Annotated in this window: 21 protein-coding genes and 1 pseudogene; 6 read left to right on the forward strand and 16 right to left on the reverse strand. The window is 63.3% G+C overall.

Going from position 1 to position 17,236, the window contains the following annotated elements; genetic code table 11:
* Positions 1-146: 146 nt before the first annotated feature.
* Positions 147-725: a UCP034077 family protein gene (locus QCM77_RS31800; RefSeq protein ID WP_279666302.1), complete on the reverse strand. Its 579-nt coding sequence runs from the start codon at positions 723-725 to the stop codon at positions 147-149.
* 196 nt (positions 726-921) lie between these two features.
* Complete coding sequence (locus tag QCM77_RS31805) at positions 922-2,541, reverse strand: peptide chain release factor 3 (RefSeq protein WP_279666301.1); 1,620 nt, start codon at positions 2,539-2,541, stop codon at positions 922-924.
* 169 nt (positions 2,542-2,710) lie between these two features.
* Here QCM77_RS31805 and sugE point away from each other — a divergent pair, with 169 nt between their 5' ends.
* Positions 2,711-3,025 carry a quaternary ammonium compound efflux SMR transporter SugE gene (gene sugE / locus QCM77_RS31810; RefSeq protein ID WP_279666300.1) on the forward strand — a complete coding sequence of 105 codons (315 nt, stop codon included), beginning with the start codon at positions 2,711-2,713 and terminating at the stop codon, positions 3,023-3,025.
* Here sugE and QCM77_RS31815 read toward each other — a convergent pair.
* From QCM77_RS31815 to QCM77_RS31845, 7 genes and pseudogenes are all read right to left on the reverse strand, one after another.
* Positions 3,018-4,025, reverse strand: a complete 1,008-nt coding sequence (locus QCM77_RS31815; protein ID WP_279666299.1) for an inorganic phosphate transporter — start codon at positions 4,023-4,025, stop codon at positions 3,018-3,020. The genes sugE and QCM77_RS31815 overlap by 8 nt on opposite strands.
* 15 nt (positions 4,026-4,040) lie before the next feature.
* Positions 4,041-4,675 (reverse strand): annotated as a pseudogene (locus QCM77_RS31820) (DUF47 domain-containing protein).
* A 158-nt stretch (positions 4,676-4,833) separates the two neighbouring features.
* Positions 4,834-5,802, reverse strand: coding sequence for a branched-chain amino acid ABC transporter permease (locus QCM77_RS31825; protein WP_279666297.1), 969 nt, complete (start codon positions 5,800-5,802; stop codon positions 4,834-4,836).
* A gap of 1 nt (position 5,803) precedes the next feature.
* Entirely contained in the window at positions 5,804-6,673 is an 870-nt protein-coding gene (locus QCM77_RS31830; protein WP_279666296.1) for a branched-chain amino acid ABC transporter permease, read from the reverse strand.
* A 72-nt stretch (positions 6,674-6,745) separates the two neighbouring features.
* Positions 6,746-7,969 (reverse strand): ABC transporter substrate-binding protein, encoded by a 1,224-nt coding sequence (locus tag QCM77_RS31835; protein WP_279666295.1) that lies wholly within the window; start codon positions 7,967-7,969, stop codon positions 6,746-6,748.
* A gap of 90 nt (positions 7,970-8,059) precedes the next feature.
* Positions 8,060-8,806 carry an ABC transporter ATP-binding protein gene (locus QCM77_RS31840; RefSeq protein WP_279666294.1) on the reverse strand — a complete coding sequence of 249 codons (747 nt, stop codon included), beginning with the start codon at positions 8,804-8,806 and terminating at the stop codon, positions 8,060-8,062.
* Positions 8,799-9,554, reverse strand: coding sequence for an ABC transporter ATP-binding protein (locus QCM77_RS31845; protein ID WP_279666293.1), 756 nt, complete (start codon positions 9,552-9,554; stop codon positions 8,799-8,801). The genes QCM77_RS31840 and QCM77_RS31845 overlap by 8 nt, the downstream gene beginning before the upstream one ends.
* A gap of 339 nt (positions 9,555-9,893) precedes the next feature.
* Here QCM77_RS31845 and QCM77_RS31850 point away from each other — a divergent pair, with 339 nt between their 5' ends.
* On the forward strand, positions 9,894-10,541 hold the full coding sequence (locus QCM77_RS31850) for a hypothetical protein (protein WP_279666292.1): 648 nt from the start codon (positions 9,894-9,896) through the stop codon (positions 10,539-10,541).
* 3 nt (positions 10,542-10,544) lie between these two features.
* Here QCM77_RS31850 and QCM77_RS31855 read toward each other — a convergent pair whose 3' ends face one another.
* Positions 10,545-10,949, reverse strand: a complete 405-nt coding sequence (locus QCM77_RS31855; RefSeq protein WP_279686182.1) for an ArsC family reductase — start codon at positions 10,947-10,949, stop codon at positions 10,545-10,547.
* 105 nt (positions 10,950-11,054) lie between these two features.
* Here QCM77_RS31855 and QCM77_RS31860 point away from each other — a divergent pair, with 105 nt between their 5' ends.
* From QCM77_RS31860 to QCM77_RS31870, 3 genes are all read left to right on the forward strand, one after another.
* Entirely contained in the window at positions 11,055-11,426 is a 372-nt protein-coding gene (locus QCM77_RS31860) for a tRNA-binding protein (protein WP_279666290.1), read from the forward strand.
* Positions 11,427-11,644: 218 nt separating this feature from the next.
* Positions 11,645-12,277 (forward strand): TetR/AcrR family transcriptional regulator, encoded by a 633-nt coding sequence (locus QCM77_RS31865; protein ID WP_279666289.1) that lies wholly within the window; start codon positions 11,645-11,647, stop codon positions 12,275-12,277.
* Between the two features lie 3 nt (positions 12,278-12,280).
* Positions 12,281-13,063: a sulfite exporter TauE/SafE family protein gene (locus QCM77_RS31870; RefSeq protein ID WP_279666287.1), complete on the forward strand. Its 783-nt coding sequence runs from the start codon at positions 12,281-12,283 to the stop codon at positions 13,061-13,063.
* A 1-nt stretch (position 13,064) separates the two neighbouring features.
* On the opposite strand, the gene QCM77_RS31875 is transcribed toward QCM77_RS31870, so the two are convergent.
* Entirely contained in the window at positions 13,065-13,769 is a 705-nt protein-coding gene (locus QCM77_RS31875) for a glutathione S-transferase family protein (RefSeq protein ID WP_279666285.1), read from the reverse strand.
* Positions 13,770-13,886: 117 nt separating this feature from the next.
* Between QCM77_RS31875 and QCM77_RS31880 the strand changes: the two genes are divergently transcribed.
* Positions 13,887-14,111, forward strand: a complete 225-nt coding sequence (locus QCM77_RS31880; RefSeq protein ID WP_279666284.1) for a hypothetical protein — start codon at positions 13,887-13,889, stop codon at positions 14,109-14,111.
* Between the two features lie 14 nt (positions 14,112-14,125).
* On the opposite strand, the gene QCM77_RS31885 is transcribed toward QCM77_RS31880, so the two are convergent.
* The 5 genes from QCM77_RS31885 to QCM77_RS31905 all read right to left on the reverse strand — a co-directional run bounded on the left by QCM77_RS31885 (position 14,126) and on the right by QCM77_RS31905 (position 17,178).
* Complete coding sequence (locus QCM77_RS31885; protein WP_279666283.1) at positions 14,126-14,788, reverse strand: DUF429 domain-containing protein; 663 nt, start codon at positions 14,786-14,788, stop codon at positions 14,126-14,128.
* A 31-nt stretch (positions 14,789-14,819) separates the two neighbouring features.
* Positions 14,820-15,167, reverse strand: a complete 348-nt coding sequence (locus QCM77_RS31890; protein WP_279666282.1) for a carboxymuconolactone decarboxylase family protein — start codon at positions 15,165-15,167, stop codon at positions 14,820-14,822.
* A 3-nt stretch (positions 15,168-15,170) separates the two neighbouring features.
* Complete coding sequence (locus QCM77_RS31895) at positions 15,171-15,692, reverse strand: RNA polymerase sigma factor (RefSeq protein WP_279666281.1); 522 nt, start codon at positions 15,690-15,692, stop codon at positions 15,171-15,173.
* Positions 15,689-15,898 (reverse strand): YgaP family membrane protein, encoded by a 210-nt coding sequence (locus QCM77_RS31900; RefSeq protein WP_279666280.1) that lies wholly within the window; start codon positions 15,896-15,898, stop codon positions 15,689-15,691. Before QCM77_RS31900 ends, QCM77_RS31895 begins: the two co-directional genes overlap by 4 nt.
* Positions 15,899-15,993: 95 nt before the next feature.
* Entirely contained in the window at positions 15,994-17,178 is a 1,185-nt protein-coding gene (locus QCM77_RS31905) for a serine hydrolase domain-containing protein (protein WP_279686181.1), read from the reverse strand.
* Positions 17,179-17,236 lie beyond the last annotated feature (58 nt).

The following is a 17,236-nucleotide window of genomic DNA, read 5'->3' on the forward strand; positions in this document are numbered from 1 at the left end:
CAGCGCATAAGCGGGAGTTCATCGACAAACTCGAGCCTCAAACTGCCGTTTGCCACGACGAGCACTTGCCACATCGCTCCAAAACTCCGCAGAACGCCAAATGCGTCACAAGCTCTCAGGATGAGGGGATGGAGATGTCACGGCGGTTATTTTCCCAAGGTCCGATTGTCGACGTACCGGATCGCAATCGGCCGCCCGGCCAAAGCGCCCCCGAGACCTCCGGTGAATTTCAGCGGCAGGCAGGCGTTCAACGATGCGTTGATGGCGTTGAGATAAGTCGAGCGGATATCAGCCGGGACGCCCGCGGTCGCATAGGTCAGGCGCGGCGGGCCGATCAGACCGCCCGATTTGTTGAAGCTGAAACGCACGGCCATCTGCATGCCCGCGCGCGCATTGTCCGATGGCGGCGACCAGCAGGTGCGCAGCTCGGCGAAGAGGTCGCCGATCGTGTCGAGATCGTGATCGGGCTTCTGGTATTTGGCGCGATCCGCCTCCGCCGGCTCGCTCACGATCGTGAGCTGGAGGTTCTGCCCGTAGGGATAGTCGATCTCGGGAATGCAGGGGCCGTGCTCGAGCACGCTGCAATAGGACGGCGTACAGGGCCCGCCGTCGAGCACGCTGCACGGCTCATGCGAAAACGGAATTGGGTTGATATGTCGAGGCCGTGCGTCGGCCGCGACCGTCGATATCGCGAGCAGGATTAGGACAAGGATGCCGCGCCACATGACCAAAACGTGGCACCGTGAGAGAATCCGTCAAGCCCGCAGGCGTTCACATGCTCGCGCGTACACACGGTGTCGTCGTCCGGCTTGACCGGACGACCCAGTATTCCAGAGGCGATCGTGATCGACCCGAGAGGCCGCGGCGTACTGGATGCCCCGCCTTCGCGGGGCATGACAGCAAAGGGGGAAGAAACTCGCCCTAGCCCTTCTTCTTGACGTCCTTGACGTTGGTGAACGCGATGCCCTCGGCACGTTCCCTGGTGTAGCCGAGATAGAACTCGTTCCTCGCCAGATACACGGGGTCGCCGTCGACATCGTCGGCGATGCTCGAGGTGTTGGCGGCGATGAAGGTATCGAGCTTCTTGCGGTCGTCCGAGGAGACCCAGCGCGCGAGCTGGAACTCGCTGACCTCGAATTCGACCGGCAATGAATATTCCGCCTCCAGCCGCGCCTTGAGCACGTCGAGCTGGAGCGCGCCGACGACGCCGACCAACGCGGGCGCGCCGTCGCGCGGGCGGAACACCTGCACCACGCCCTCTTCTGACATCTGCTGAAGCGCTTCCTTCAGCTTCTTCGCCTTCATCGCGTCGGTGAGACGCACCCGGCGGACGATTTCCGGCGCAAAGCTCGGCACGCCGACGAAGTTGAAATCCTCGCCCTCGGTCAGCGTATCGCCGATCCGCAGCGTGCCGTGGTTGGGAATGCCGACGACGTCGCCGGCGAAGGCCTCGTCCGCCACCGAACGGTCCTGCGCGAAGAAGAATTGCGGGCTCGACAGCGGCATGCTCTTGCCGGTGCGCACGAGCTTCGCCTTCATGCCGCGGCTCAGTTTGCCGGAACACAGACGGGCGAAGGCGATGCGGTCGCGATGGTTGGGATCCATGTTGGCCTGGATCTTGAACACGAAAGCGCTCATGCGCGGATCGGTGGCTTCGACCCTGCGCTGGTCGCTCTCCTGCGCGCGCGGCTCGGGCGCGAACCTGCCGAGGCCTTGCAGCAGGTCGCCGACGCCGAAATTGCGCAGCGCGCTGCCGAAATAGACCGGCGTCAAATGGCCTTCGCGAAACGCTTCGAGCTCGAACGGTTTTGAAGCCTCGGTGACGAGCTCAAGCTCGTCCTTGACCGCTGACACATCGAGATTGGCGTTGAGCTTGGCGAGCTCGGCGATCTCGATCTGCTGCGCCGCGCCGGTCTTGGCACCGCCGCCTTCGAGCAGGCGCACGCCGCCATTGACGACGTCGTAGGTGCCGAGGAATTCGCGGCCGCGGCCGACAGGCCAGGTCATTGGCGTGGTATCGAGCGCCAGCGTCTTCTCGATCTCGTCGAGGAGCTCAAAGACGTCGCGGCTCTCGCGGTCCATCTTGTTGATGAACGTGATGATCGGGATGTCTCGAAGACGACACACCTCGAACAGCTTCCGGGTGCGCGCCTCGATGCCCTTGGCGGCGTCGATCACCATCACGGCGGAATCGACCGCCGTGAGCGTGCGATAGGTGTCTTCCGAAAAGTCCTCGTGGCCCGGCGTGTCCAAGAGGTTGAACACGAGGCCCTCGAACTCGAAGGTCATGACCGAGGTCACGACCGAGATGCCGCGCTCGCGCTCGATCTTCATCCAGTCCGAGCGGGTATTGCGCCGCTCGCCCTTGGCCTTGACCTGACCGGCCAGATTGATGGCGCCGCCGAACAGCAGCAGCTTTTCGGTCAGCGTGGTCTTGCCGGCGTCCGGATGCGAGATGATCGCAAAGGTGCGCCGCCGCGACACTTCAGCGGCAAGCGGGGAACGGGCCGTCGATTCGGCTGGGGTGGCGATGTCGGACATTGCGGCAGCGTTTGGCAGGGAAAATGAGCCTGATCAAGCCTCATTTGATGATTGTGGAGGCTTCCGGCCAGCCCCATATCGGGCTCGGGATCGGGCATGGGAAGGACGGCCTTCCTGCCCATCAGCACGCCAGTCGCGGGGACGACCCTGCCTTGAATGGAGGGTCGTCATGGCCTGGAGCATCCTGTTCGTCGCCGGTCTGCTGGAGATCTCCTGGGCGATCGGCCTCAAATATACCGAGGGGTTCACCAAGCTCGTTCCATCGGTCCTCACGCTGGGCGCCATGGCCGGCAGCATCGTCCTGCTCGGGCTCGCCCTCAAATCGCTTCCGATTGGAACCGCTTACGCGGTCTGGACCGGGATTGGCGCGGTCGGCACCGCGACGCTCGGCATCATCCTGTTCGGCGAGCCGGCCACCGCGTTCCGCCTCGCCAGCATCGGACTGATCGTCGCCGGAATTGTCGGGCTGAAGCTCGTTACTTGACGAAAATCTTGACCGCCCACCAGGTGAGCGCGGCAACGATCGCCGAGGCCGGCATCGTGATCACCCAGGCATAGACGATCGAGCTGGCGACGTTCCATCTCACCGCCGAGAGGCGGCGGGCGGCGCCAACGCCGACGATCGCGCCGGTGATGGTATGGGTCGTCGAGACGGGAACTCCGAGGAAGGTCGCCATGAACAATGTCGCGGCACCGCCGGTCTCGGCGCAAAAACCCTGCATCGGGGTCAGCTTGGTGATGCGCAGGCCCATGGTGCGGACGATGCGCCAGCCGCCCATCAGCGTGCCCATTGCCATGGCAGCCTGGCAGGAGAGCACCACCCAGAACGGGACGGAGAATTCGCTGCCGAGATGGCCCTGCGAATAGAGCAGCACGGCGATGATGCCCATGGTCTTCTGCGCGTCGTTGCCGCCATGTCCGAGCGAATAGAGCGAGGCGGAGGCAAATTGCAGGATGCGGAAGGCGCGATCGACGGCAAAGGGCGTGGAGCGCACCGAAGCCCAGGAGACGATCGCAACCAGTACCATCGCGAGCAGGAAGCCGACCAGCGGAGACAGCACGATTGCGATCACCGTCTTGGACAATCCACTCCAGACCGCCGCCGACAGGCCGGCTTTGGCCACGCCGGCACCAAATAAGCCGCCGATCAATGCGTGAGACGAGGACGATGGGATGCCGAGCGCCCAGGTCACGAGGTTCCAGACGATGGCGCCGACGAGAGCCGCGAAGATCACCTGAGCATCCACGATCGAGGGATCGATGATGCCGGTGCCGATGGTCTGGGCGACGTGCAGCCCGAACACCATGAAGGCGACGAAATTGAAGAAGGCGGCCCAGAGCACCGCGAATTGCGGCCGCAGCACGCGGGTCGAGACGATGGTCGCGATCGAATTGGCGGCGTCGTGCAGGCCGTTCAGGAAGTCGAACAGCAGCGCGACGGCGATCAGTCCGACCAGGACGGGAAGACCCAACGCAACATCCACGGCGCGGCCCCTGCCCTAAACTTGCTCGATGACGATGCTGTTGATCTCGTTCGCGACGTCGTCGAAGCGGTCGGCGACTTTCTCGAGGTGGTCGTAGATCTCCGCGCCGACGATGAAATCCATCGCGTTGCCGTCGCGATGCTTGAGGAACAGTTCCCTCAGCCCGATATCATGGAGATCGTCGACCCGGCCTTCCAGCTTGCCCAGCTCTTCGGTGATCGCGGTCAGCATGGCCACGTTCTGACCGATCTTCTGCATCAGCGGCAGCGCACGACCGACCAGATTGGCGCATTCGATCAGAAGCCCGCCGATCTCCCGCATCGGCGGCTCGAAGGTGCGGACCTCGAACAGCATCACGGCCTTGGCGGTCTGCTGCATCTGGTCGATGGCGTCGTCCATCGAGGTGATCAGGTTCTTGATGTCGCCACGGTCGAACGGGGTGATGAAGGTGCGGCGCACCGCCGTCAGCACCTCACGGGTGATGTTGTCGGCATCGTTCTCGAACTGGTTGACGCGCTGGGCGTCTCCTCGCCCCCGTTGAGCATGCTCTGGAGCGCGATCGAGCCCTGGATCACGGTCTTGGCGTGGCGGTCGAACAGGTCGAAGAACCGTTCTTCCTTGGGCAGGAAAGCGCGAAACAATCGCATCATGGGAGAGAGACTACCGGTTGGAAAATGGCCTGGCCCAAGCGGGCCGTCATAAAACTGTCATAGACCATTTTCGATCCACGCGCGTGCCACCTCACGCCCGCGGAGCCGGGTCATCCACCGCTTTCACACCATGAGTAAATTGGCTTTAAATCAACACCTTAGAGCGAGCGTCGGAGGTAATGCGCGATTTCGCCGATGACGCCACGGCGGAAGGTGAGCACGCAGATCACGAAGATCGAGCCCTGGATCACCGTCACCCATTGGCCGAACCCCGCCAGATATTGCTGCATGGCGATGATCGCGAAGGCGCCGACCACAGGGCCGAAGACGGTGCCGAGACCGCCGACCAGCGTCATCAGCACCACCTCGCCCGACATCGACCAGTGCACGTCGGTGAGCGAGGCGTTCTGCGCCACGAATACCTTCAGCGATCCGGCAAAGCCCGCCAGCGTGCCGGACAGGACGAAAGCCAGGAACTTGTACTGATCGGTGCGGTAGCCCAGCGAGATCGCGCGCGGCTCGTTCTCGCGGATCGCCTTCAGCACCTCGCCGAACGGCGAATTGATGATGCGGTAGATCAGCAGGAAGCCGGCGAGGAAGCCGACGAGCACGACATAGTAGAGCACGGTCGGCTTGGTCATATCGAAGACGCCGAACAAGTGCCCCTGCGGAATGCCCTGAATGCCATCCTCGCCGTGGGTGAATGGGGTCTGCAAATAGAGAAAGTAGAGCAGCTGAGACAGCGCCAGCGTGATCATCGAGAAATAGATGCCCTGGCGGCGGATCGAGATGTAACCGGTCACGATCGAGAGGACCAAGGCCCCGGCGACACCGACGAGGATGCCAAGCTCCGGCGGCAGCCCCCACACCTTCAACGCGTGCGCAGAGCAATAGCCGGCCGTCCCCAGGAACATCGCGTGGCCGAACGACAGCAAGCCGCCATAGCCGATCAGAAGATTGAAGGCGCAGGCCAGCAGCGCGAAGCACAGCGCCTGCATCACGAAGAACGGATAGATGCCGGTGAATGGCACCGAAGCCAGCAGCAGCGCCATCACCACGAACACGATCATCTCGTCGCGGATCGCGCGCGGGGCTACCGGCAGCGTGTCGTCCGTCAAGGCTGTCATATCAGGCCGCCCTTCCCGTCAATCCCGTTGGCTTCACCAAAAGCACCAGCACCATCAGCACGAACACGACGGTGTTGGAGGCCTCGGGGTAGAAATACTTGGTCATGCCCTCGATCACACCGAGCGCGAAGCCGGTGATGATGGAGCCCATGATCGATCCCATGCCGCCGATCACGACCACCGCGAACACCACGATGATGAGGTCGGCCCCCATCAGCGGCCGCACCTGGTTGATCGGCGCCGACAGCACGCCGGCGAGCGCGGCAAGGCCGACACCGAGGCCGTAGGTCAGCGTGATCATGCGCGGCACGTTGACGCCGAAGGCGCGCACCAGCGTCGGGTTTTCGGTGGCGGCGCGCAAATAGGCGCCGAGCCGCGTCTTCTCGATCAGGAACCAGGTCGCGATGCAGACCACCAGGGAGAAGATGACGACCCAGCCGCGATAGATGGGCAGGAACATGAAGCCGAGATTCATGCCGCCCTTGAGCTGGTCCGGAATGGCGTAAGGCATGCCAGAGGAGCCGAAGTAGTTCTGGAACACGCCCTGCACGATCAGCGCAATGCCGAAGGTCAGGAGCAGACCGTAGAGATGATCCAGCCCGGTCAGCCATTGCAGCATGGTCCGTTCCAGGATCATGCCGAAAATGCCGACGACAATCGGCGCGACAATCAACGCCGGCCAATAGCCAATGCTGAGATAATCATTGTTGAGCAGGAAATAGGCGACGAACGCGCCCATCATGTAGAGCGCGCCATGGGCGAAATTGATGATGTTGAGCATGCCGAAGATCACGGCGAGCCCGAGACTGAGCAGCGCGTAGAACGAGCCGTTGATCAATCCCACCAGTAGCTGAGCGTAAAGAGCCTGCATCGATCCCGCACCCGGTCCCTTCGGCGTTCCCTGAAAGTCGCCCGCGGGCCTGATGGCCTGCGGGCGGTTATCTTACTTCTTCAAGAGCGCGCACTTGCTCTCGGACAGCGGCGTGAAGGCCTGGTCGCCCGACACCGTGCCGACCAGCTTGTAGAAGTCCCACGGTCCCTTGGACTCGGAGGGCTTCTTCACCTCGAACAGATAGGCATTGTGGATGGTGCGGCCGTTGGGCTGAATCTCGCCCTTGCCGAACAGATCGTCTTCCGTCGGCATCGACTTCATCTTCTCGACGACCTTGGCGCCGTCATGCGGGTTGCCGCCGAGCGCTTCCAGCGCCTTGAAATAGTGACGCACGCCCGCGTAGACGCCGGCCTGCACCATGGTCGGCGGCGCATTGTTCTTCATCTTCTCGGCGAAGCGCTTGGAGAACGCCCGGGTCTGGTCGTTCATGTCCCAGTAGAAGGTCTCGGTGAAGTTGAGGCCCTGCGCGGTCTCGAGCCCGATCGCCTTGACGTCGGTGAGGAACAACAGCAGCGCCGCGAGCTTCTGGCCGCCCTTGACGATGCCGAACTCGGCCGCCTGCTTGATCGTGTTGGTGGTGTCGCCGCCGGCATTGGCAAGGCCGATGACCTTGGCCTTGGAGGCCTGCGCCTGGAGCAGGAAGGACGAGAAGTCCGGCGTGTTCAGCGGGTGCTTGACGCCGCCGATCACCTTGCCGCCATTGGCGGTGATGACCGAAGTGGTGTCGCGCTCCAGCGCCGCGCCGAAGGCGTAGTCCGCGGTCAGGAAGAACCAGGTGTCGCCACCGGCCTTCACCAGCGCCTGGCCGGTGGTGTGGGCCAGCATGTAGGTGTCGTAGGTCCAGTGCACCGTGTTGGGCGAACACTGCGCGTTGGTGAGGTCCGAAGTCGCCGCACCCGAATTGATGTAGACGCCGTTCTTCTCCTTGACGATGTTGTTGACGGCGAGCGCCACGCCGGAATTCGGCACGTCGACGATGATGTCGACCTTGTCGACGTCGAACCATTGCCGCGCGATCGCGGTGCCGATGTCGGGCTTGTTCTGGTGATCGCCCGAGATGATGTCGATCTTCCAGCCCTTCGCTGCCAGGCCGGAATCTTCAATGGCCATCTGCGCGGCGAGCGTCGAGCCCGGTCCGCCGAGGTCGGCATAGAGCCCGGACTGATCGGACAGCGCACCGATCTTGACGGTCTTGTCCTGCGCGAAGGCTGCACCAGCGGTGGTCACGGCCAACGCCGTGCCGAGCAGAAACGACGCGATCGACTTTGTCATCATGCTACTTCCCTATGAATCTTTTTGTTGGCAGTTCTTTTGTTTGAGCATGATCTTTTCGGAAAACCGCGGGACACTTTTCCGGATCATGCTTTAGACGCCGAGATAGGTGTGGAGCTTGTCCATGTTGGCGGCAAGCTCCGCATTGGAAAATCCGTCAATGATCTTGCCGTGCTCGACCACGTAATAGCGGTCGGCGACGGTGGATGCGAACCGGAAGTTCTGCTCGACCAGGAGGATCGTAAAGCCCTCCTTCTTGAGCCGCGCAATGGTGTGGCCGATCTGCTGGATGATGACGGGCGCGAGACCCTCGGTCGGCTCGTCCAGCATCAGGAAGTTCGCGCCGGTGCGCAGGATGCGCGCGATCGCGAGCATCTGCTGCTCGCCGCCGGAGAGCTTGGTTCCCTGGCTGTTGAGCCGTTCCTTCAGGTTCGGAAACAGATCGAAGATCTGTTCGAGCGGCAAACCGCCGGGACGCACCACCGGCGGCAGCAGCAGGTTCTCCCGCACATCGAGACTGGAGAAAATTCCCCGCTCTTCCGGACAGAACGCGATGCCCATCCGCGCGATCTTGTCCGAGCTCGTGCGGATGATGTCCTGGTTGTTGAACTTCACCGAGCCGGTACGCTTGCCGATGATGCCCATGATCGACTTCAGCGTGGTGGTCTTGCCGGCGCCGTTGCGCCCGAGCAGGGTAACGACCTCGCCGGCGTTCACGTCGAAATTGATCCCGTGCAGGATGTGGGACTCGCCGTACCAGGCCTCCAGGTTGCGGACCTGAAGGATGTTGCCGCCGCTTGCGGCCTTTGCCGGGGCCTCGGCAATCGCAGTCTCAGCCATGACCAGCTCCCAGATAGGCTTCCTTGACGCGTTCGTCCTTGGTGAGTTCGCTGTAATGGCCTTGCGCGAGCACCTGCCCGCGCGTCAACACGGTGATGATGTCGGAGAGATTGGCCACGACGCTCAGATTATGCTCGACCATCAGGATGGTATATTTCGCGGAGATACGCTTGATCAGCGCCGCGATCTTGTCGATGTCCTCGTGGCCCATGCCGGCCATCGGCTCGTCCAGCAGCATCATCTCGGGGTCGAGCGCGAGCGTGGTTGCGATCTCAAGCGCGCGTTTGCGCCCGTAGGGCATCTCGACCGCGGGCGTATTGGCAAACTCGCTGAGGCCGACATCGTTCAACAGCTCGCGCGCGCGATCGTTGAATTGGTTGAGCACGGACTTGGAGCGCCAGAAATCGAAGGAACTGCCGTGCTGGCGCTGAAGCGCGACGCGGACGTTTTCCAGCGCGGTGAGATGCGGAAATACCGCCGAGATCTGGAACGAACGAACCAGCCCCATGCGCGCCACGTCGGCGGGCGCCATCGCGGTGATGTCCTGCCCCTTGTACAGGATTTTGCCGGCAGACGGTTTGAGGAACTTGGTCAAGAGATTGAAGCACGTCGTCTTGCCGGCGCCGTTGGGGCCGATCAACGCGTGAATGCTGCCACGGCGAACCTTGAGCGCAACGTCGCGGACGGCGAAGAAGCCCGCGAACTCCTTGGTCAAGCCTTCCGTTTCGAGAATGAACTCATCGGCCAAACAGTTTTCCCCCTGCCGCGCAATACGCGTGGCTGTCCTTAGTTTACTTCGGCTTTCCGGGGACCTTGAAGCCTTCCCGGAATGCAGCCTCCGGGCGCGGAATATGCCGGAGGTGACGGGGGTTAGGCAAGGCGGAAAGCTGAGCAGATCAGGCCTCCGGCCGGGAGACTTATGCTCCCTTAGTCGGACGTGTTTCGATGTCGCCTGCCCGGCCTCCCGGTTCGCAAGGCACCGGTTGTCAAGCCGTCGTTAACGGTCTTTCGTCCCGCGCGCCAGCCTTCATAGAAAATTTTCCCGCAGCGAGGAACATGTGCGGGTTTTATCGCCGGGATTATTGTTTTGAATTTTGCAAGCGCCGCTCCTTCTGTGGTCAAGTCCATCAAGCAGCGTGATCTCCTGAACACGTGGCTGCGACTTTATGCGCGCGAGCAGATGGCCCCGCCGATCTGGGAGTATCAACCCGCGCGGCTCGAGGAAGAGCTGTCCGATCTCATCTATTATACGGTCGACATTTCGACGCCGACGCCGCGTTTGACCATCCAGAGCGAGGGTACGCGCATCTCGCGCGCCTATGGACACACGGGCAAGGGCGTTCTGCTCGACGACTATATCGGGCCGCGCCTGGTGCCTTTGGTGATGCCTGTCTATCATGAATGCGTGGCGCGCGGGCTGCCGGTCTACAGCGTTGCCGACGTCGACGACATCTACGGGCACATCGTCGCCTATGAGCGCTTGCTGCTGCCGTTCCAGACCGACGGCAAGATCTGTCACATCGTCGCATCGCTCAAGACCTTCTGCGAGGACGGCGGCTTCGAGATCAAGAATCTGATGCGCGGAAATGACACGCTGCCGCGCCCGAGATTGCGCGCGGTGATCGACCGCGACCTGTTTCATCGCCCCCCGGGCCGTATCGCGCCCGCTGAACTGGTCGAGTTCGGGGACCAGCCGGGCCCCGGCGTCACCACCGAGGTCATCGAGCTGAACTAGCAGTCAGCGCGACTTGGCGCCGGCTTCCTTGGCGCCGGCTTCCTTGGCGCCGGCTTCCTTGGTCGTGGCTTCCTTGGCATAGATGTCCGGCTTGAAGCCGACCAGCAGCTTGCCGCCAACTTCCAGCACCGGCCGTTTGATCATCGATGGTTGCGCTAGCATCAATGCCAGCGCCTTCTTCTCGCTCAAGCCTTCCTTGTCGGCATCGGGGAGCTTCTTGAAGGTCGTCCCGGCGCGATTGAGCAGCGTCTCCCAGCCGACCTTGTCGCTCCACTGCTTGAGCTTGTCCTTCTCCACCCCCGCCGTCTTGTAGTCGTGAAATGCGTAGGCGACGCCATGGGTATCGAGCCAGGCCCGCGCCTTCTTCATGGTGTCGCAGTTCTTGATGCCGTAGATGATGTTGGGCAAGACGTTCCTCGCGCATGCGTCGTATCGTGATCCCAAGGCGTTGTACGCAACTCCGGTTCGCGCGACAATATTGCGAACGACGCCAGCTCTCCGAACGGACACTCCATGCACGTCACCCACGATCCAGCCGCGACCTCATCGCCGACCATCGACTTCAACAGCTTCCTCGCGGTCGATATCCGTGTCGGCACCATCGTCGATGCAAAACCGTTCCCGGAGGCGCGCAAGCCGGCCTGGCGGCTGTGGATCGATTTCGGTCCCGCGATCGGCGTGCGCAAGAGCTCGGCGCAGATCACCGAAAACCATCCGCTTGAAACGCTGGTGGGGCAACAGGTCGCGGCGGTCGTCAATTTCCCGCCGCGCCAGATCGGCCCGGTCGTCTCGGAGGTGCTGACCCTCGGTTTCCCCGATGCCGACGGCAAGGTCGTGCTGGTGCAGCCGAGCAAGCCCGTGCCGAACGGCGGACGGCTGTTCTAACAGCGCGCGATCGAGGGCCGGGCCCTGGCCACCGCCGGCGCCCCCTAACCGATTTAACCCTCCTGTTTCCCGGCTCCGGGCCGTCCGGGCTTGACGCGGATCGCCTTCGATAATAAAAATGACTGACTGATCGTTTTTTATCTTGATCGGCACTGTTGAGGCTTATCCTTGCGGGCGGCTAAAACGATCGACCTGTCAGTTATTTATGGACGACCCGGATGCCCAAGATCAGCGACAAGCAACGCGAAGGCCGGCGGCAGCAGATCCTCGAAGCCGCCCTCGCCTGCTTCGCCGAGGACGGTTTTCACCAGACCGGGATGGCCGACATCGTCAAACGGTCGGGGCTGAGCCACGGGGCGGTCTACCTCTACTTCCAGAGCAAGGACGATCTGATCGAGGCGCTGGCCGACGACCGGCATCGCCGCGAAGCCGTACTCAACTCGATCGCGCAAGGATCGGGCGATCCGATCGAAGGACTTCACGCATTGGTTCGCGTCTACGCGCAATGGCTCATCGACCCCGCCGGCGAAGCGCGCCGCCGTGTCGGCATCCATGGCTGGGCCGAGGCCCTGCGCAACCGCCGCGTCCGCACCAGCGTCGTCGAAGGCATCGACATGCCGCGCGCTCTGATCGTGGCGCTGGTCGAGCGCGGCCAGCACGACGGCCTCATCAAGCGCGACCTCGGCGCGGAAGCGATCGCGCGCGTGCTGATCGCGATATTCCAGGGCTTTGTCCTGCAAAAATGCTGGGGCGAGGATTTCGACGTCGAGGCCTGCATGGCGGCTGTGGCCGGCGTGATCGACGGATTTCGCACGGCCAGGCCTGATGTCAAGCGACGAACCAGGACGTAATCGATGTCCTGGATTCACGAGCTTCTGGCCGGCGCCGGCGTCGGTCTTATCGGCGGGCTGACATCGGGCTTCATGGGCACGAGCCCGGGTGGCGGCCTCGTCATCTTCTGCGTGCTGCTGCTCGGAGCGGAGCAGCACGTCGCCCAGGGCACATCGCTGATCACGCAGGTGCCTCCGACGGGACTTGCCGGCGTTCGCCGCTACTGGCAGAGCGGCAATCGCAGCCCCTTGCCGTGGATCGTCTGGATCGGCATCGGATTTCTTCTCGGCGGCGCCGGCGGCGGTTACGCTGCGGCCGCCGCCTCCGACTCGGTCCTGCAATGGACCTATGTCGTCTATCTCGTCGCGCTGATCGCTATCCTGATCCTGCGCCGCGACCGCGAGGATAAGAGCAGCGAGACCGGCGACCGAGGCAAGCTGCCGTCGCTGCCCCTGCTCTGCATCGGCACACTTGCCGGATTCTCCTCCGGCTTCATGGGCATCGGCGGCGGGCTCGCGATCACCGTCGGCCTCGCCGCAGGCCTGCGCGTGCCTCAGCATCAGGCGCAGCTCGTCAGCCTCGTCTTCTCGGTCATCCCGACCAATATTCCGGCGGCCTGGATCTACTGGAGCAACGGCCTCATGGTGGGCTGGCCGGCCATTATCGGCATTCTTGCCGGCCTCTGGGTCGGCACCGATCTCGGTGCACGCGCGGCCAATGGCGTCAGCAAATCGGTGCTGCGCGCGGTCATGATAGGGCTCATCTCGCTGATGGCGATCTATATGTCGCATAAGGCGTTGACCTAGCTTACGGCCGCTTCGGAATGTTCAGGCCGCTCTGCACGGCCGGACGCGCGAGGCCGCGTTCGAGCCAGGCGCCCACCGATTTGAACCGGCTGAACTCGACGAGATCGCCGGCGCCGTAGAAACCGACAAGGTTGCGCACCCAGCCGAGCATGGAGATGTCGGCGATGGTGTAGTCGTCATCCATGAACCATTGTCGGCCGGCAAGATGCATTTCCATCACCCCGAGCAGGCGCTTGGCCTCGCCCACGTAGCGCTCGAGCGGCCGCTTGTCCTCAAAATCCTTGCCGGCGAATTTGTGGAAAAAGCCGACCTGGCCGAACATTGGCCCGATGCCGCCCATCTGGAAATGCAGCCACTGGATGGTCTGGTAACGGCGCGCCGCATCCTGCGGCAGCAGCTTGCCGGTCTTCTCCGCGAGATATTGCAGGATCGCCCCGGACTCGAACAGCGGCAGCGGCCCGCCGCCGGGGCCGTTGGGATCGAGGATCGCCGGGATCTTGCCGTTCGGATTGAGCGAGAGGAATTCCGCCGTCTTCTGGTCGTCCTTGCCGAAATCGACCAGATGGACTTCGTAAGGAAGCCCGATCTCTTCCAGCATGATCGAGACCTTGACGCCGTTCGGCGTCGGCAGCGAATAGAGCTGAAGCAACTCCGGGTGCTTGGCCGGCCAGCGTTTGGTGATGGGAAAGGCGGACAGATCGGACATCGGACCCCGGCTTCGTTCATGGGATGCCGCCTAATCTAGGCGAGCGGCCGAACAACGCAAGGTCGAGCGGTCAGATCATCTTCCCGCACCGGGATCAGGTCACAATGGCCGTAGCAAATGGCTGGTGGCGTAAGTCATATCGCGCTGTGCGCGCTGCTCGATGAAGAGCTGCCCGGTGACGAGCAGCGCTCCGATGAAAATAAGCGCGAGCAGCGCGGTCGCGAATTGACTGGTATCATTCATCGCACGAGCTTCTCTGAATCGTTCGCTCGGGGAACGCGGGCCGACCATCGACAGTTCCTGCACGCTTCAAATAAATTGCCGCTTTTTCCCGACTGGTGAGCCGGCCGCCCGCCTCAATAGTTGATCTCCATCCGCAGTCCGCGCGGGTCCTCCTCCCCGCCGACACGTTGCGTGCTGTCGCGTGCAGCGACGGCGCACGCACAGGCGTCGATAAGATCGTCGCGGCCGATGCCGGTGCCGTGACGTCGGGTCAACCATTTCGTCAGGCGCGTGAAGCCGCGTTGCGCGAGGAGCGCGACGCGCTGCTCACGGCCTTCCGCGGATGATTTCTTCACAAGCCGGACCCGCCCTGCGAGATTCCAGAAAATCAATTCCGGATGCGCTTCGCCGATCATGGCCTGCCGCGCCGGCGTCATGATCTCGTCGACGTCCCTGATCTTGTCCCTGATATTCCAGAGCTGCGCCGATACGCCCCTGCCCTTGCCTTCGCGCTCCCAATAGTGGCGATTGGCCGCGGCCATGTCGGCGAATTTCCAGAGGTCGCGGCGCGCACCGAGAAACACGGCGGGACCGACCAGCTCGCGTGCGCGCAAATCGCAGATGCGATACCCGCTTGTGTTCAAGCCGATCGGCATGTCGATCATCGCGCGTGCATGCGGCATCGCGAGCAGCCGCGCGAGACCCGGCGAATAATCGAAGCCGTGATCGCCGCGCTCGTCGATCCAGGCTGCGACCCAGCCGAAGCGAAATCCGTCGAGGCCGAGATAGTTGTTCACGCGTACGATCCAGCCACCGGCCCATGCTCGTTCATCCCGTGGTCTCGCCCCGATGTCGCTCGAACAGGCGCTGCGCCAACAGCGCATGGCCGAGCGTGCCGCCGGCGCGAACCGCCGCCGCAACCAACGCGGTTTCCGCGACTTCCTCGCGCGTTGCGCCGGCCTTCGCCGCCTGCGCCGTGTGCACGTCGAGGCAATAGGCGCATTGCGTGGTGAGCGCGACCGCGAGCGAGATCAGCTCGCGGTATTTTGGCGGGATCACCCCGTCCTTGCGCTCGACCGCGTGGTTGAACGCAAGGAACGCGTTGGCCTCGACCGGCGCGAGCGCCACGAAGGCCGGGATCGATTTCAGATCGTCAGGGCTTTGATAATCGGTCATGGCTCATCTCGTCAGATATTCGCGCATCAGGGCGCGGGCGCGATGCAGGCGTGCCTTCACGGTCTGCCGGGTCGCACCGAGTGCGACGGCGATTTCGTCGATGGTCATTTCCTTGACGTCGCGCATCAGCGCGACATCGCGGTAGTGCGGCGGCAGCGCCTCGAAGGCCGCCGCAACGTCGAGCCGCAAATCGGCTTCGGGGCGCGACAGCAGCAGCGCCTCCGCCTCCCCGCCGTCGATCGCCGGGGCGAAGCCTGCCTTGCGGGCGAGCCGCAGGCATTCGCGGCGGACCACGCTGAACAGCCAGGCCGAAAACGCGAGCCACGAGCGGATCGTGCCGACATGGCGAAACAGGATCCACAGCGCTTCCTGCGTCGCATCCTCGGCATCCGCCGAACTGCGGCAGGTGGCGCGGGCATAGCGGCGGATGTCCGGCTGCGCCGTCTCCAGCAGAGACGCGATCGCCTGGGGATCGCCGAGGCGCGCGGCCTCGAACAGGTTTGGCGAGATTACGGCGGCGCTCACGACGCGCCTCCCTTTCCGATGCCGGCCATCGCGCACATCGGACAGTAGCCGACCAGGCCGGTCAGCGCGAAGCCGGCGCCGCCGAGCGCTACCAGCCACGCCGCGGCGCCGGTGAGATAGACGAATGAGGCGACCGCCACCGCGACGCCTGACGCAATCCGCACGACCGGATGCAGGCCGCCGATGTTCTTCCTGTAAAATGCCATCGCATCCTCCGAGATGAGCCGAAGCAAAATGCCTCGATCATCAAGAGGGCGCGATGACCCAAAAGGATTCGCGGGGACGTGCAATTTTTTCGCGATCAGCCTCCGACGGCCTGATAGGCCAGACGCTTGAACTCGAAGAAGAACGGATTCCAGAAGCCCATGTAGCGCTGGGCCATCAGGACGCCGGCCGTGTTGGCTTGCGGGCAGATCCACCAATGGGTGCCGGCGAGGCCACCCCACTGGAATTCGCCGGTCGAATTTGCCGGATCGAACGGCGTCGGCGCGAAGGTGACGGCGCCGCCGAGGCCAAAACCCTTGCCGGGGATCGGCCCGAGATTGGCGAAGCGGATGGTCTGGCCGGCGGGCAACTGGTTCGTCATCATCTGCCGCAGCGTGTCCGGCTTCAGCAGCGCATCCGAGCCGGGCAGCAGCGCGCGTACCAGAGCGAGCATGTCGGGCAAGGTCGAGACCAGACCGCCGCCGCCCGACAGCCGCGGCAGCGCCCGCCGATAAGCCTGCGGATAAGGCAGATGGTCGGCCCGCGTGAGGCCGGGCTTCATCGGGTCCAGCACGTCGGCGCCATTGTACAGCGCGACCAGCCGGCCCTGCTGCGCGTCCGGCACGTGGAAGCCGGTGTCGGTCATGCCGAGCGGGTCGAAGATGCGCTCCTTGAGGACGGTGTCGAGCGGCTTGCCGGAGACGACCTCCACGACACGCCCGAGCACGTCGGTCGCAACCGAATATTCCCAGGACGAGCCGGGATGATAGGATAGCGGCAGATCGGCAAGCTGGTCGATCATGCCGGTCAGCGGCGTCAAGGGATTGAGAACGCCCGCCTCGTTATAGCCTTTGAACAGCACCGAGCCGGCATCGAAGATGCCGTAGCTGAGGCCGGCCGTATGGGTCAGAAGCTGCCGGATCGTGATCGGGCTCTTCGCCGGCTCGACGTCGGCAAGGCTCAAAGCGCCCGGCTTCAGCACCTTGCGATCGCCGAGTTGCGGCAGGAATTTCTCGACAACGTCGTCGAGCCCGATGCGGCCTTCCTCGACCAGCAGCAAGACCGCGCAGGTGACGAAGATCTTGGTATTGGAAAACGCGCGAAAAATGTGGTCGGGCTGGAGCGCCGTCTTCGCCTCACGATCGGCGAAGCCGACGCATTGCTGATCGACGACCTCGCGGCCGCGCAGCACCGCCCAGGATGCGCCCGGAATGATCTCCTGATCGACGTAACACTGTATCGCCGTCCGCACGGCGGAAAAATCAGGTGTTCTGGCGTCCATGTGTTTCCCCGATTATGGTTGGGATGGATATAGCGGGAATTCGCCGGATATGAAGCCC

Origin of the sequence: Bradyrhizobium nivariense, assembly GCF_029846695.2 — a bacterium.
GTDB lineage: Bacteria > Pseudomonadota > Alphaproteobacteria > Rhizobiales > Xanthobacteraceae > Bradyrhizobium.